At 66.6% G+C, this 15,694-nt stretch carries 11 protein-coding genes, 1 tRNA gene and 1 pseudogene; 4 read left to right on the plus strand and 9 right to left on the minus strand.

What is annotated here, in order from left to right; translation table 11 throughout:
* On the plus strand, nucleotides 1-538 hold a 538-nt coding region (locus D7X74_RS09900; protein WP_147446526.1), incomplete at its 5' end, for a polysaccharide biosynthesis/export family protein.
* Here the strand turns inward: D7X74_RS09900 and D7X74_RS09905 are convergent.
* From D7X74_RS09905 to D7X74_RS09930, 6 genes are all read right to left on the minus strand, one after another.
* Nucleotides 535-1,359 (minus strand): inositol monophosphatase family protein, encoded by an 825-nt coding sequence (locus D7X74_RS09905; RefSeq protein WP_120532683.1) that lies wholly within the window; start codon nucleotides 1,357-1,359, stop codon nucleotides 535-537. The genes D7X74_RS09900 and D7X74_RS09905 overlap by 4 nt on opposite strands.
* 38 nt (nucleotides 1,360-1,397) lie before the next feature.
* On the minus strand, nucleotides 1,398-1,979 hold the full coding sequence (locus D7X74_RS09910; protein WP_120532684.1) for a TlpA disulfide reductase family protein: 582 nt from the start codon (nucleotides 1,977-1,979) through the stop codon (nucleotides 1,398-1,400).
* Between the two features lie 4 nt (nucleotides 1,980-1,983).
* Entirely contained in the window at nucleotides 1,984-3,456 is a 1,473-nt protein-coding gene (mpl, locus tag D7X74_RS09915; protein ID WP_120532685.1) for a UDP-N-acetylmuramate:L-alanyl-gamma-D-glutamyl-meso-diaminopimelate ligase, read from the minus strand.
* An 8-nt stretch (nucleotides 3,457-3,464) separates the two neighbouring features.
* Nucleotides 3,465-4,628, minus strand: a complete 1,164-nt coding sequence (locus D7X74_RS09920; protein WP_120532686.1) for a serine hydrolase — start codon at nucleotides 4,626-4,628, stop codon at nucleotides 3,465-3,467.
* Nucleotides 4,625-5,539, minus strand: a complete 915-nt coding sequence (locus tag D7X74_RS09925) for an LD-carboxypeptidase (RefSeq protein ID WP_120532687.1) — start codon at nucleotides 5,537-5,539, stop codon at nucleotides 4,625-4,627. The genes D7X74_RS09920 and D7X74_RS09925 overlap by 4 nt, the downstream gene beginning before the upstream one ends.
* 131 nt (nucleotides 5,540-5,670) lie before the next feature.
* On the minus strand, nucleotides 5,671-6,846 hold the full coding sequence (locus tag D7X74_RS09930) for an RsmB/NOP family class I SAM-dependent RNA methyltransferase (RefSeq protein ID WP_233602047.1): 1,176 nt from the start codon (nucleotides 6,844-6,846) through the stop codon (nucleotides 5,671-5,673).
* 162 nt (nucleotides 6,847-7,008) lie between these two features.
* Here D7X74_RS09930 and D7X74_RS09935 point away from each other — a divergent pair.
* A tRNA-Asn gene (locus D7X74_RS09935) sits at nucleotides 7,009-7,081 on the plus strand.
* Between the two features lie 1,129 nt (nucleotides 7,082-8,210).
* Nucleotides 8,211-9,386 carry a hypothetical protein gene (locus D7X74_RS42625; RefSeq protein WP_147446527.1) on the plus strand — a complete coding sequence of 392 codons (1,176 nt, stop codon included), beginning with the start codon at nucleotides 8,211-8,213 and terminating at the stop codon, nucleotides 9,384-9,386.
* Nucleotides 9,387-9,416: 30 nt separating this feature from the next.
* Here the strand turns inward: D7X74_RS42625 and D7X74_RS42630 are convergent, their stop codons facing one another.
* From D7X74_RS42630 to D7X74_RS45240, 3 genes and pseudogenes are all read right to left on the minus strand, one after another.
* Entirely contained in the window at nucleotides 9,417-9,647 is a 231-nt protein-coding gene (locus D7X74_RS42630) for a hypothetical protein (RefSeq protein ID WP_147446528.1), read from the minus strand.
* A 1,372-nt stretch (nucleotides 9,648-11,019) separates the two neighbouring features.
* Entirely contained in the window at nucleotides 11,020-11,547 is a 528-nt protein-coding gene (locus tag D7X74_RS09940; RefSeq protein WP_120532704.1) for an integrase core domain-containing protein, read from the minus strand.
* 90 nt (nucleotides 11,548-11,637) lie between these two features.
* Nucleotides 11,638-11,739: pseudogene (locus D7X74_RS45240) on the minus strand (hypothetical protein); the annotation flags it as partial.
* A 986-nt stretch (nucleotides 11,740-12,725) separates the two neighbouring features.
* Here D7X74_RS45240 and D7X74_RS09950 point away from each other — a divergent pair.
* Nucleotides 12,726-15,641: a cell wall anchor protein gene (locus D7X74_RS09950; protein WP_120532689.1), complete on the plus strand. Its 2,916-nt coding sequence runs from the start codon at nucleotides 12,726-12,728 to the stop codon at nucleotides 15,639-15,641.
* Nucleotides 15,642-15,694 lie beyond the last annotated feature (53 nt).

Below are 15,694 nucleotides of genomic sequence, written 5' to 3' on the forward strand. Positions count from 1 at the left end.
TTGTACTCCCGCACCAGCACCGCCACCTGCGGCCGAGCGCGCGAAGACGTCCGGCGGAAGCCTGGGCCCCGGGGACGTGGTGGAGGTGCGCGTCTTCCAGGAGCCCGAACACTCCGGCACCTGGCGCGTGTCGCCAGAAGGCACCATCGACTATCCGCTGTGCGGCAAGGTGTCGCTGTCGGGACGCACCGCCAGCTCCGCGGCGGACGTGCTGCGCGACTGCCTGACGCGCTACCTGCGCCGGCCGCAGGTGGCGGTGCTGGTGCGGGAGTACAACTCGCAGAAGATCTTCGTCTTCGGGGAGGTGCAGAAGCCCGGCACGTTCCCGGTGGACGGCGAGGTGTCCATCATCCAGGCGATTACGCTGGCGGGCGGCTTCACCAAGCTGGCGGCGAAGAACAACACGCTCGTCACGCGCGTGGTGGACGGGCAGGAGCGCAAGATTCGCGTGCCCGTGGAGGACATCGGCGTGGGCCGCGAGCGCAACTTCCTGCTCCAGGCCGGCGACATCGTCTTCGTGCCGGAGAGCTTCTTCTAGTCGCGCGACGTCCAGCCCAGCGCGTCCAGGAAGCGCTTGGCCTGGGCCAGCAGCAGCGGGTGCAGCGCCGCGCCGCTCGCGAGCACGTCGCCCTTGAGCACGTCGAAGGGCCGCCCGTCGATGTGCACGATGACGCCCCCGGCCTCCGACACCAGCAGGCTGCCCGCGGCGATGTCCCAGGGCTTCAACCCGAACTCGAAGTAGCCGTCGAAGCGGCCGGCCGCGACGTAGGCCAGGTCCAGCGCGGCGCTGCCGGTGCGGCGCATGCCCTGCGCCAGGAGGATGAGCTGGGTGAAGAGGCCCACGGGCAGGTCCGGGCGCTCGCGCACGTCGTAGGGGAAGCCCGTGCACAAGAGGGCCCGCTCCAGGCGGTCCGCGGGGCTGGCCTTCAGGAGCAGGCCGTTGAGGGTGGCGCCCTCCCCCTTCGCGGCGGAGAACAGCTCGTCCAGCATGGGGTCATAGATGGCGCCGGCGAGCACCCCCTCGGGCCCCTCCACCGCCACGCTGACGCAGAAGTGCGGCACCTGGTGCGCGTAGTTGGTGGTGCCGTCCAGCGGATCCACCAGCCAGCGGAAGGTGTCGGTGCCCTGCCATGCGCCGCTCTCCTCCGCGAGGATGGCGTGGTGCGGGTGGCGCTGCCGGAGGAAGTCCAGCAGCGCGGCCTCGGAGGCGCGATCCGCGTCCGTCACCAGGTCGATGCCGCCCTTGAACTCGATGGTGCGGTGCTTCGGGAAGCGCTCCCGGAGGATGCGGCCGGCCAGCCGGGCGCCCTCCTCCGCGGTGCGGCGCAGGGCGGCGGGCGTGTCGGAGTCCTGGGCCATGTGGAGGCATCCCCTCGTGGGTGGAGCTTCGCGGCCCGTCAGGGCGCGGGCTCGGCGAGCAGCGCTTCGATTTCCGTCTGGAACTGCTGGAGGAATTCCTCGGCGAACCCTTCGTGCACGTGCCGGACGACGCCCTTCCGGTCAATCAGGAAGGTGGTGGGCATCAGCCGGACCTTCAGCAGGCGCTCGGACACCAGCGCATTGGCGTCCAGGAGGATGGGCACCTCCACCTTCGCCTCCTCCAGGAAGGGCGGAATGGCGCGCACGTCCTCGTCCACGTTGAGGGCGTAGGCCTTGAAGCCGCGCGGGCCGTATTCCTTCTGGAGCGCCGCGTACATGGGCAGCGCGTCCTTGCAGGGCTCGCACCACGTGGCCCACACGTCCAGGAGGACGACCTGGCCCCGGTCGCCCTTCAAGTCGTAGGCGCTGTTGTCCGGGTAGCGCTTCACCTGGAAGTCCAGCGGCTGGTTCGGACGGCGCTCCGACTCCAGGGACGACGCGCTGGTGCGCGGGCTGCCCGCGGCCTGCGAGTCGGTGAGCGAGGGCAGCGGCTTGGGCGCGGCGGAGCAGCCGGCGACGAGCGTCAGCAGTCCCAGCGAGGCGATGAACGGGAAGCGCATGGTGTCAGGTCCCCTTCCCGGCCCGGGCCTTCAGGGCGGTGAGCAGCTTGTCGATGAAGCCGCCGAAGGCGCCGTTGCTCATGACGAGCAGCACGTCGCCGGCCTTCGCCTCGGAGGCCACGCGCTCCACCAGCGTGGGCACGTCGGTGGCGCCGTCCGCGGCGATGCCCTGGGCCTTGAGCGCCTCGATGAGCTTGGGGACGTTGAGCTCCTCGCCCTCGGGCACCTTGTCGTGGCGCTCGGGCACCTTGAGGCTCGCGCGCGCGGCGCCGGGGAAGGCGTGCGCGTAGTCCTCCTGGTGGATGTTGCGGCGGCTGGTGTTGGAGCGCGGCTCGAAGATGGCCCACAGGCGCCGGTCCGGGTAGCGGTGGCGGATGGCGGAGATGGTTTCGCGCACGGCGGTGGGGTGGTGCGCGAAGTCGTCCACCACGAGCACGCCGCCCACGTCCCCGCGCACCTCCTGCCGGCGCTTCACGCCCTGGAAGGTGGACAGGCCCTGCTGGATTTCAGCGAAGGTGAGGCCCAGGCCGCGCGCGGCGGCGATGACGCCCAGCGCGTTCTCCACGTTGTGCGCACCGGACATCGGCAGCGTCACGGTGCCCAGCGTCTGGCCGCGCTCCACCACGTCGAAGCGGGCGCCGTCCGGGCCGAAGGAGAGGTTCTTCGGGGTGAAGTCCGCGTCCGCGCCCTCCTTCGCGACGTAGGTGATGACGGGCGCGGTGCCGCCGTCCCGGGCGATGCGCACGGCGTTGGGGTACGCGGCGCAGACGACGAGCTGGCCGTCCTGGGGCACCAGGCGCACGAACTTCTCGAACGTGGCCTCGTAGTGGGGCAGGTCGCGGAAGATGTCCGCGTGGTCGAACTCCACGCTGGTGAGGATGGCGGTGCGCGGGCGGTAGTGGAGGAACTTGGAGCCCTTGTCCCAGTAGGCGGTGTCGTACTCGTCGCCTTCGACGACGAAGTGCGGTCCCTTGCCGACGCGGTAGTTGCCCGCGTAGTTCTGGGTGACGCCGCCCACGAGGAAGGACGGGTCCTTGCCGGCGGCCACCAGCACGTGGGCCATGAGCGAGGACGTCGTCGTCTTGCCGTGGGTGCCGGCGACGACGACGGAGTGCGCGCGGTCCAGGAAGAGCGTGCCCAGGGCGGCGGGGAAGCTCATCTGCTTGAGGCCGCGCTCGCGCACGGAGGTGGCTTCCGGGTTCACGCGGCGGATGACGTTGCCGATGATGACGAGGTCCGGGTTCGCCGCGTCCAGGTTGGCGGGGGCGTACGGGGTGCGCACGGGGATGCCCCACGCCTGGAGCATGTCGCTCATGGGCGGGTAGACGTTCTCGTCGCTGCCGGTGACGTCATAGCCGGCGGCCTTGAGCATGCCGGCGAAGGAGCCCATGCCGGTGCCGGCCACGCCCACCAGGTGGATGCGGCGCACGGACTTCGGGTCGAGGGTGTCGAGGACGTTGCCGTTGTCGTCAGCCATGCTGTCCCTTAAGGGAGTGCGGTGAGGTCGAGCGCCTCCACGACCAGTTCGTGGAAGGCGGGGCGGAAGTCGCGGATGCGCAGGTCCTGACGACCCTGGGCCACGCGGTTGGTGATGAGGGCGACGACGAGCGAGCGTCGCAGGTCCACCCAGAGGCTGGTGCCGGTGAAGCCCAGGTGGCCCACCGCGCCCGGGGGCGTGTCGCCGATGAAGCGGCCCGCGCTGGAGTGGCCCTTCGACGGCGAGTCGAAGCCCATGGAGCGGGTGCTGCCCGTGAGGAGCGGATCCGTGGCGAGCACCCGGTGCCACAGGGGCGCGGGGGCCAGCGCGGCATGGGTGCTCGCGCAACCTTCGAGCACGGCCTGACCGAAGCGGGCCACGTCCACGGCGGTGCCGAAGAGGCCCGCGTGGCCGGCGACGCCATCCAGCACCCAGGCGTTGTCGTCGTCCACCTCGCCGGGGCGTGAAGGCCGGGAGGGCACGTCCTTCCACAGCGACTCCTGGCCGGGAGCGGGCTCGCGGGGGCGCATCGCGCCGGTGTGCGCGGTGGCGCCGTCCACGGGGAAGTCGGTGAGGCGGTGGAAGCGGGCGTTGAGGCCCAGCGGCTCCGCGACATGGCGGGAGAACAGCGTGTCCAGGGGGGCGTCCGCGGCGCGGGAGAGGATGTCGCCCAGGAGGATGAAGCCCACGTCGCTGTACGCGGTGCGCGTGCGCACGGGGGCCTCCAGCGGCGTGGCGGCGGCGGCGCGCAACACTTCCTCGCGGGCCTGGGTGCGCACGTTCGCGGAGCAGCCGGCGTCCAGCAGCTCGGGGCGGGCCTTGAGGGCGTCCGCGAAGAACGGGACGAAGGGGGGCAGGCCGGAGCGGTGATAGAGCAGGTCCGCCACGGTGACGCCCGCGTCGCCCGCGGGGGTGCCGGGGTGGTAGCGCGACACGAGCGTGTTCGGGCCCACCTTGCCTTCGGTCCACAGGCGCAGGAAGAGCGCGGTGGTGGAGAGGACCTTGGTGAGGGACGCCAGGTCGAAGCGCGTGTCGCCGGTGGCATTGCCCGCGACGCCGCCGAAGACCTGCATCCCCTTGTGGAGCACCACCGCCTGGGCGGCGGGGAAGATGCCCAGCTCCACGCCATCATCGAGCACGGCCTGGAGGTTGGCGACGGGGTGCGGGGTCATCCGGGGCTCACCGCCCCTTCGAGGAAGGTGAGACGGGCGGCGTCGGCATCCAGGCGCACGTGCGTCCCGAGCGCCACGGGGTAGTTGATGGCGCCGTGGCCAATGGGGAAGCCCGCGGCGCAGGGCAGCTTCGCGTCCCGGGCCAGCTCGCGCAGCACGTCCGCGCTGGAGTACGACGCGTCCTTCTCCTCGCAGGCGGTGAAGTCACCCAGGACGATGCCGCGCACGCGGGCGAAGACGCCGGCGAGGCGCAGGTGGGTCCACATGCGGTCGATGCGGTAGGGGCGCTCGGTGACGTCCTCCAGGAGGAGCACGGCGCCGTCGAGCGGCGGCATGTACGGCGTGCCCAGGAGCCGGGAGAAGACGGACAGGTTGCCGCCCACGAGGACGCCCTCGGCGGTGCCGGGGACGTAGGTGGCATTGCCGTGCAGCGGGGGCGGGGCCTCGGAGGATTCGAGGAGGCGGAAGAGGTAGTCGTGGACCTGCGCCGACTGCCGGCCGAGCTGCGTGAGGACGGGCGCGTGGAAGGAGACGCGGCCGAGCGCCTGGAGCGCGCAGTGGATGGACGTCAGGTCGGAGAAGCCGGTGAAGGACACCGGCCCGGCCTTGTCGAGCGGCAGCTCGGGAAGCAGCCGCGAGCTGCCATAGCCACCCCGGGCGCAGAAGATGGCGCGGGAGGCGCGGTCGAGGAACGCGTGGGACAGCTCCTCCTGGCGGCGTGCGTCGTCACCGGCGAGGTAGCGGTGCGAGGCGCCCAGGTCGGGCCGGAGCACCGGCGAGTAGCGCTCGGAGAGGATCCGAAGGCCGGCCTCGAAGGGGGCCTGCTCGAAGGGACCAGCGGGAGCGACGACATGAACCGTGTCGCGGGGGCGGAGTGGGAGAGGCTTGAGCCAACGCACGCTGCGCTTCATAGCACCGGGGGCGGAGGCAACACGGTGATTCACGGAGGGCCCCGCCCGAAGCGTTGAGTACCGCTGGTAGGCGAACGAGGCCCCATGGAGCGCTCGGCCGGCCGCCTCCCATGAACCGGCCAAGGCGCGCCCTACCCCACCGCCTCCGCGCGTTCGAGCACGGCAGCGAAGAAGCCATCCGTGCCGTGCCGGTGTGGGGTGACGAAGAGGAACCCGTCGTGGACACACGCCTCCGGAAGCCACCCGGCGCCAGGAGGGACGCGGCGGAAGTCCGGATGGGAGCGGAGGAAGTCCGCGACGACGTCCTGGTTCTCCGAGCGGTTGACGGTGCAGGTCGCGTAGACGACCCGGCCGCCGGGGCGAACCACGTCGGCGGCACGGGCCAGGATGTCGCGCTGGGTGGCAATGAACCGGGAGAGCACGTCCGGGCTGAGGCGAAAGCGCAGATCCGGTCCCCGGCGGAGCGACCCCAGTTCGGAACAGGGCACATCCGCGAGGACGCGGTCCACGCCCAGGCCCGGAGCGGGCGGCGTCCGAAGCACATGGACGCGGGTGAGTCCGGCGCGGGAAGCGCGTTGCTGGAGCCGGTCCAACCGCTCGGGGTCCGGGTCGTAGGCCATCAGGCGGCCCGAATCCGCCATCGCCGCCCCCAGTTGGAGCGTCTTGCCCCCTGCCCCCGCGCACAGGTCCAGCACCGTCTCCCCGGGACGGGCCTCCACGAGCAGTCCCAGGAGCTGGCTGCCCTCATCCTGGACCTCGAACAGGCCCTCACGCAGGGAGGCCAGCCCGTAGAGGTTCGGTCGGTGGCCCTCCACCTGGAGCGCCAGGGGGCTCCAGGAGCCGGGACGAGTGGCGACGCCCTCCGAGGCAAGGCGAGCGGCCAGCGCTTCACGGGACAGGCGGGCGGGATTCACCCGGAGGGTGATGGGGCCCGGGACGTTGAGGTGGGCGCAGAAGTCCTCGGCTTCGGTCCCCAGTTCCCGGGTGAAGTGGTCCGCGAGCCAGTCCGGCAGCGAGGCCCGGAGCGCCAATGACGGGGGCTCCCCGGTGCGAAGCGGCACCGGGGCCTCCAGGCCCGCCCAGGACGCGGCCTCTCGGGCGGAAACACCGCCGAGGCCGTGGAGGAGCGCGAACAGGAGCTGAGGGGGAGACGCACCCTCCGAATCCAGGAGGAACGCGAGGCGGCGGCGCCAGAGGCCCACGTTGAAGACGGCCTCCTTCAGGGCTTGGCGCCCCTCACGGGACAGCTCCCGGTGGGCGCGCAGGGTCCGGTCGAGGACGCGCTCGGCGGGATCCCCCGAGAGGATCCGGGCGAGCGCCTCGGAGGCGACCGGGCCCCAACCGTCGAGGGCGGACCAGGGCTGCGAGGAGAGTCGGGAGAGCGGATTGAACGGGACAGTTGACAGGGCAGGCTCGGTTCTCTAGAAATCGCGTCCGTCACGGCAGCGCACCGCCGCGACGGGACATATTCCCCGATAGCTCAGCTGGTAGAGCGGGTGACTGTTAATCACCATGTCCGTGGTTCGAGTCCACGTCGGGGAGCTGAATAGAAGGCCCTGCCAACTGGCAGGGCCTTTTTGTTTAACACGGGCCTCGCGATGAACATCGCGGGGCCTTCATGCTTAAGCCGCTGAATCCCAAGGGATTCTGGCTCGCGGTGCTGAAGAGGGCCCTCTCGGCTCTCAACCCCGCAGAGCGAGATGCCCCCTCTCCTCCGCCGCCGATTGGGCTCTCTGGAGCGCTCTTTCGCCCGTTTTGGGGAGAGAGAGGCCGAGAGTGGTTAACAGGTGCTGTTAACTCTTAGGGAGGCGGTTAACAACATTCCCCTGGAGACCCGCTCTTTCCGCTTTGAGGTTTCTGGGAAGGCGTCTCTCTCTACTTTCTGGTTTCGTCTCTTACCTGCTTTACTGGTCCCCGAGAGGGCGACGCAAGGCTGACGTGGGCCGCCTCGGCTCATACTCGTGGTGAGGGCGGTCGCGGCAGGCTGCTGATCCGTGCAGCGCCAGTCCCCGTCACCGGCGCTCGCAAGCGCCCGCGAAGTTGCTGGTCCTGCTGTCAGCCCGTTCCAGAGAAAGTCGCGCCGAGAGCTTCGAGCCTGCGCTGAGAACGCCCACATTCGCCTCCTTTCGCTCGAAACCTGCAAGGCCCCGCGCTGGAGTGCGGCGCAAACTGAAGCGCGCCCATGCTCGGCACCCTCGGAGCAGCGTGATGGGCCTCCTTAATGGATCGCTTGCGGGTCACCCTTCGGATCACAGTCACGATCAGCCGCGGCCCCCCGTGCACAGAAGCGTCAAGCATAGGCTACGCCGAAATCTGAACGGTTCTGCGCCCTTGCCCCTCCCACCGCGCGCGAGTGAAAGGCAACCGGCCGCATGCGACCAGCTCTGGTCGATCAGGAGTCGCAATCCGGTTGGCCGACCCGGGAGCTACCCATATGCCCAGTCCTACCTCTAAATCGCTGGGCTGCCTTCTTCGAGCAGTCTCACAGCGATTGGTTGGGGCCGTTCGTAGTGAGCATGAGTGCCGCGTTCCGCTGGATTCCCCTCGCCCAAGGTTTGACTCCTGAACTTGCGCTATGCTCCGACGCAACAATCGCACGCGACTGCGCCTATCGGGGACACGCATCGACTCACCTCAACAGCCCCCCCAACCAAGCCCTCCCAAAAAGCCCATGCACATCGTCAGCATCCTCAAAGATGAACGCATCAACGCAACCAGCGTACTCGTAGAAATGACCATCGCAGACTACATACGCCTTATTTCGGGCGCAGAAGAGAATCTCTCAATTCAGCGAACCATCGTCAAAGGCTTCAAGCCATACGAACGCCTAAGAGACGACTTAGCAAAGGGCTGCCTCATCCCCGCCCCTGTCCTCGCGGCAAAATTAAACACCATACCAATCCCCAAGAGCATCGACGACGCTGGCTTCACTGAGGCCCTATCAAAAACACCACCAGCGAACATCTACATCGTCGACGGCCTTCAGCGAACAAACGCAATTCAGCATGTCCTGAAATCACTACCCGACGAACAAAGCCAGGAACGATTCAACAAACGCCCCTTTCGCGTGGAACTCTGGCCCGACATCACCTTACCAGCGCTAACATACCGAATGATTCTATTGAACGCTGGTCAAAAGCCCATGAGCCTGCGCCACCAGATTGAAGTGGTAAGCAATGCATTATGCGACACGTTAACCGAACGTTATGGATCTTCGATAGCAATATACAGAGAGAAGGACGCAAGCCGTCGCAGCGAACCCGGGCAGTATCAGTTTTCCCTTCTCGCCACTGCGCTTCAAGCGTTCATCCAAAAGTCACCACACATCGACCTCAGAAACGAGGTGGTTGAAGAGCTTACAAAAATCGACGCACTGGAGACTTATGGCCGCACAGTTGGAACAGACTCTCAAGACAATGAAAGAGATCCCACCGAGGCATTCATTGACTACATTGGCTTTTTAATCGAGTTCGACAAGCGACTATGGACCCTTTACGAAGAGTCGCAAACCGACGTGAACGGCGACATGATACCCTCCGCCCGAACACTGCTCACACGCGACACCTTTCACCTAGGGTTAGCTGCCGCCTACTCCTGGTGTCTGAACTACAAACCTGAGGTCCTAAAGACCGCTAAGGAACGCCTCTTCAAGCTACTCGAAGAGTCAGCTCAAACCAGCAGCAGCGACCCACTAGCTCTCGCTCGTCACGAGAAAATCCAGTCCGGATTCAAGCGGAAAGACAATGTCGGAGAACAGACACGAACATTGGTATTTCGAGGATTCCAGGAGTTTTTCAGATCTGAGGGACTCACCCCGTTTGACCAGTGCTGGTTTCAGGCAACCTGACCAACCATGTCCGTTCGCTCCGAATTTTTCTCAAACCTCGCATCGGCCCTTGACCTCAAACCAACAGACATTCATGCCGATCCCACTGGCATCCAGATCGGCGCCCATACAATCCCGCACTGCATCAATCACGATCTTGACGACCTTCTCATAAACACAAAAATAACCACACACAGCAACACCTCGGCAGACATTGAATTCCAGGGAAGCCAACTCACGCTCACCAGACTCAAGAAACACGACAGCGCACAAATCGAGCACGGAGTAATCCATTGGGCCGATCAGGGCACATGGGTTTTCACTGGAGACTTCGGAACACTGAACACCCCTCCCAGCCTAGACACCTGTCCTCCCCTGCTATTGGCAGTGGCGCTATGGCAGCCAGAACCCGCCGCAATAATTGGCTTTGACTGGGCATCTCTTTTACCCCTTTGGGGTCCTGTCGCCTGCTCATCAAGCCCTCATGCCGTTCGCGAGCGTCTTGCGCTTGCTGGCTATGCGCCTCGATATCCCCATGCATGGAGACAGCCCTTCACTCAACTCAACTCTGCCCCCCTGCTTAGAATTGCATCCAGCGCTACGTCGGAGGCTCGCGACGCCTTTGTCTCAGCGCTCCAGACAGTGGACGGACCAGACACAGCATTCATCAGAATATACAAGGCATTTGAGATCGAATTCGCGCGCTCGACTCAGCAAGACGTCGCAAGCGCTTCAATATCAAAGGTCCTAGCGCTCCTGCGGAACATCCAGAGCACCAGCGAACTCGACACCTTACGCAAAGTCTTTGACCGAAGCACCGTGTCATTCACCCGATTCTCGCGCTCTGATTGGGACTCACTATTCGGCGCCGGGCACAGACCTCGCCGTGAAGGCTATCAATCCATTGGGAAGTGGTTAGACGATCCCACTATCGTCTACCCTCCAGACAAATGCCGAGCCCCGCTTGTGTATTACGTCCGAAACGCCTTAGTCCATGCGAAACTCCAAGAAGGAGATGCCGTGCTTCTGCCTCCATTCTCGGCCCAAGGCCTTACAAGCCTATGTCACATCTACGAGGATTGCATAGACCTAGTTCGAAGCCTTTTATTCACGTAGCCACCCACTTGCGAAATTAAAACAAAATTCCGACACCAGCATCTCTCGGCTGCCCTTTGTGCCTACCCCAAATGGTCACTGCGCCATGGGTGCATCAAGGCAACATTCGGCAGTGCGTCAAGGCGAGCGATGCGCCAATGCCGCCATCACCACGACGAAAAACGCCGTCATACCCAAGAGGCGTGGGCACAGTTCGGCTGACGCTGGTCGACTTGCGCCTACGGCCATGTCCCCAACACGGCGCACCTCGCCTTGGGCCGCGCGCCAGCCGATACTGCCAGGCTGTGCCTACCCAAAATTCAGTCGCTGCGTCATGAGTACGTCAAGGCTGCGTCAAAACGCGCGTCATGACGTGAGCGATGCGCATGACGAGCCGCTGGTCCTCCCTTCCGTTTGATAGAGGTCGGAGCTACGCCCGGCCCAGACGCCTCAACACCTCTCTGCCTGCGTGTGGACACTCCCCGCCCTTCCTGCGAACACAGGTAGGCTGGTGCAGCACGCGCGGGTCTACGAGGATGTTGTTGGAAAGACCGAGACTCTACGCAGCGCGGCGCTCGTACCTGTGGTGGAGCCCGAAGACTTCCCGTAGTTCTATCACCTTGGCTCCATGCTCTGGGCCCTGCACCGCACGCGTCTCGGGCGCATCTTTCCCGAGCGACAGGTGCGTCCGGCTCGCATTGTAGTAGCGCTGGTACTCGCGCAGCAGGCGCCGGGCGTGGGCTTCGTTCAGGACGACGACATGGTCCAGCAGCTCCCTACGTATCGAGCCGATGACTCTCTCCGCATAGGGATTCTGCCACGGACACCGTGCTGCACTCGGCACCTCGCGAATCCCCAAATGGGTAAGCGTGGCGCGAACGCCCTCCGAGTAGAGCTTGTCCCTATCTCGGTGCAAGTACCTCGGAGCACTGGTCCAGGGAAAGGCCTCTCGCAACTGCTGCTTCGTCCATTCTTCCGTCGGGTGCGCTGTCACATTGAGGTAGAGGATTCGCCTGTCTCGGTGACTCACAACCACAAATCCCGACAGCACTCCAAACGTCGCAGTCGGAATGACAAAGAAGTCCATCCCCGCAGACTCCGACAGATGCAAGCGCAAGAAGTTCCGCCATGATGGTGACGGTTTCGGCGCTCCCCTTCCCGGTCTGGGCATGTACCGGGCGACCGTTGTCTGGCTTACCTCCATCCCCAACTTCAGCAACTCCCCGTGAATGCGCGGGGCACCCCAGGTCGGGTTGGTTTCGGCCATGCGCCGAATCAACGCCCTCAGTTCCAGGGTTGCCCGAGGAACGTCCCACCCGACGCCGAGACTTCCAGCGCCAGAAGAGCCGAAAGCCCATCCGATGCCACTTCACCACTGTCGCCGGCTGCACCAGGAACAGTGACCTCCGCCACCCCTGCCAGAGGCGTTGGAGAACGACCCAGAAGAGGCGGTCGCCCCGGGCAAGCCTCGGGGATGGGCGCTTCTCACGGAAGACTGCGAGTTGCTGGCGAAGAGCCAGGTTCTCCAGCGCCAGTTCCGAACGGCTCCGCAGGGCCGAGCGCATCGTCTCGACCAGCGCCTTCACGAAGACCCGCATCTTGCCATTCTTGCCGACCGTAGCTGGCAGGCCAGAATTCTGCCACGCCCTGTCACGCGCCACCTGGCACCTTAGAGACAGTCACGCCCCCCACCGCCCCCCTTCCAGCACCCGCATGTCCTGGAGTCCCTACACTCTTCGGGTCCCATTCGCAGTACCGTTCATGCACTGACGCGTTCGTTGACGCAGCACTGGACGCGAATTTCCGGTAGCTACACCCGTCGGAAGCCTCGGATCAGCCGCCTCCGCCACCGTTTCACGGGGGGTGTTTGCCTGCCACGCGAGGTGGACGGCACTCCGGTCCGGAGCGCCCCAAGAGCCTCCGAGAGCGCCAAGACTCCGCGGATGTCAGCACCGTTCTGCTGACGTCACGAGCCGGTCACAGCCACGGTCACGAGGCTTGCCTGGAGGCTCACCCCGCGGGGTGCCGACCACCCTTCGGCCCTTGCACCGTGCGCAGATATCTTTGGGCTTCGCGTTCTCCAAGTACTCCGCGTGACCGCATGGACAGGACTGCCACCTTCTTTCGATGACACCCGACGATCCCAACCATTTCACGGCAGCTTTCCCGTGTCATGACAGTCGATTGCGCTTCGCACTTCGGGGCCCTTCACATGGCCGATTCCCGGACCTCCAGTCCAGTGAGTCGACACCCGATCGAAACCCCATGACCCCATTCCGAAGTCTGTGGCTCGCGGCCGCCCTACTGATGGCCGCCTGTGGAACGACTGAGCTCGCGCAGCCCGACGACGTACAGGATGCGACGACGGCCCAGGGCCTCTCCACGCTCTCCGTGCGAGGAACCACCAGCGCGAGCGGCCTGGCCACCACCACCCTCTCCATCCCCACCCCCGTCGGTACGGCCGCCGGAGATGTGCTGGTGATGCAGCTGAGCAATCGCGAGGCCGTCACCGCCGTCGCCACCCCACCCGCTGGCTGGACGCTGCTGCGCTCCGAGCAGAGCGCCTCGGCCATCAAGTCCTGGCTCTTCCTCCGCGTGGCCAGCACAGCCGAGCCGAGCAGTCACACCTTCACCCTCGACCTCGCCAGCTCCATGGCGGCCACCCTGGTCGCGGTGTCAGGCGCGGATCCGCTCCAGCCGATCGACGTGCACGTGGGCCAGAAGAATGGCAACAGCGCGAGCCTCGCGCTGCCCGTCGCCACCACGTCGTCCGCGAACGGCCTCGCAGTGTGGTTCTCGGCCCAGGTCTGGGGAGGCGCCGCGTGCCCCGCGGTCCACACCCCTCCGACGGGCTTCACCGAGCAGCTCGACACCTGCCTCGTCTCGTCGTCGCTCGGCGTGCTGCACAGCGCCGCCACCTCGGAGCTCGGGGCCGCAGGTGCCCAGCCCGCCTTCACCGGCAGCTCCACGCTCCCCAACACCAACATCACGCACGCGGTGGTGCTGCGTCCCCTCCAGCCGCCGGCCACCGGGGAGATCACCCTCGTCGGCACCACGCACGCGAGCGGCAAGACGGTCACCAGCCTGACCCTCTCGACCCCTACGGGCGTCGCCGCCGGTAACGTGCTGCTGGCGCACCTTGCGAACCGGAACCAGATCGGCGCCGAGCTCACCCCGCCTGCGGGTTGGACGCTGGTGCGCACCGACATGAGCACCTGGAGCATCCGCGGCTGGGTCTTCGTCCGCGTCGCCACCGCCAGCGAGCCCGCGAGCCACACGTTCCAGAGTTCCATCGCGAGCAACCTCGTCGGCAACCTCGTGGCGTATGCCGGCGTCAATCCGGCCAACCCGATCGACACGCACGCCGGCAAGAGCAACAGCGGCTCGACGGCCTTCACGACGCCGCAGCTGAGCACCTCGACCGCGGGCGGGGCTGCCGTCTGGTTCGGCGCGCAGGCGTGGACCGGCGCCGCGTGTCCGACCCCGGCGATCGAGCCCCCCGTGGGCTTCGCCGAGACCTACGACACCTGCTTGGTGTCCTCGTCCCAGGGCCTCGTCTTCAACGCCGCCTTCATGCCCCTCGCCGGTGCCGGCATCCAGGGACCGTTCAACGGGAGCTCGACGTTCGCCGAGACCAACGTCGCGCAGGTCGTCGCCCTTCGCCGCGCCGAGGTCGCACCGTCCTCGGGGGTCGCGTTGCGTGGGAGCTCACGCCACAGTGGCCTGTCGATCGCTTCGCTGTCGATCCCCAAGCCGTCGGGGACCGAGGCCAACGACGCGCTCATCGCGCGGGTGACCGTGCGCAACAACATCTCCGCGACCGTCACGCCGCCCGCCGGCTGGACGTTCCTGCGCTCGGAGCAGAGCGCCTGGGCCATCCGCACCTGGATCTTCTACCGCGTCGCGGGCGCCTCCGAGCCCGCGAGCTACGCGTTCGGACTGGACGCGACCACCCACATGGCGGGGAGCGTGGAGGCCTTCAGCGGCGTCGATCCGATCCAGCCAATCGACGTGCACGCAGGCCAGAAGAACGGCGACTCCGCGTCGCTCACCGTGCCCGACGTGGTGACCGGCAGCGCGGGTGGCCTCGCCGTCTGGTACGGCTCACAGGTCTGGCCGGACGCCACCTGCCCTGCCACCGGCATCGAGCCGCCGCTCGGCTTCACCGAGGCCTTCGATGCGTGCCTGGGTCACACCAATGGACTGCTCTTCAATGCGGCCTACCGGTCGCTCACCGCGCCGGGCCTCCAGACGGGCCTCTCCGGCAGCTCCGCGTTCGTGCAGACCAACACCGCGCACGTGATCGTCCTGCGCGCCGCCAACGCCCCCAGTTGCATGGTCGGCGACACGTACGCGAGCACCTTCACGCTCCAGGGCACCGTGACCGCGCCGGAAATCGTGGAGCCCTCGGGCCTGGCCGCGAGCCGCGTGGTCGGCAACGCGATCTACGTGCACAACGAGGACACCACCGCGATCGTCGCGATCAACCCCCTCAACGCGAGCACGATCGGCACGTTCAACGTGACCAACGTGACGCCGGCCGACTGGGAGGACCTCGCAACCGGGCCCTGCCCGAGCGGCTCGTGCATCTTCATCGGTGACATCGGGAAGTGGAGCGCCAACTTCCCTCCGGGTGGCAGCCCCACGTCGTTCACGATCTACCGCGTGCCCGAGCCGGATCTCGCCAACGGCCAGACCTCGGGGGGGCTCGTCGCCGAGGCCTTCCCGTTCGTCTATCCGGACGGCGCGAAGGACGCGGAGTCGCTGATGGTGCACCCCACCACCGGGGACATCTACGTCGTCACCAAGAACGGGGGCACGGGGCAGAGCGGCGTGTACAAATTCCCCCAGCCGCTGACGCCGGGCGTGCAGGCCACGCTGATCCACGTCCACACGATCCAGCTGCCGCTGAACGGAGACGACAACTTCTCGGCCGCGACCGCGGCGGCGATCCACCCATGCGCGGATCGCTTCCTCCTTCGCACCTACCGCACTGTCTACGAGTTCCGTGCGACGCCGGGACTTGGCTTCGAGTCGGCCGTCTTCGCGACGCCCGTCACGCTGACCGACACCTCCGAGGGCCAGGGTGAGGCGATCGAGTACGAGGCCAACGGCGCGAGCTACTTCACGATGAGCGAGAGCCCCTCGCCCTTCAGGCTCAAGCGCGTGCCCCTACGGTAGGACCGCGTCGACACGCCGAGGAGCAAGGCCGGTCGTGGGGCACGTCCCCATGG

Source organism: Corallococcus sp. CA047B (assembly GCF_003612065.1).
Classification (GTDB): domain Bacteria; phylum Myxococcota; class Myxococcia; order Myxococcales; family Myxococcaceae; genus Corallococcus; species Corallococcus praedator.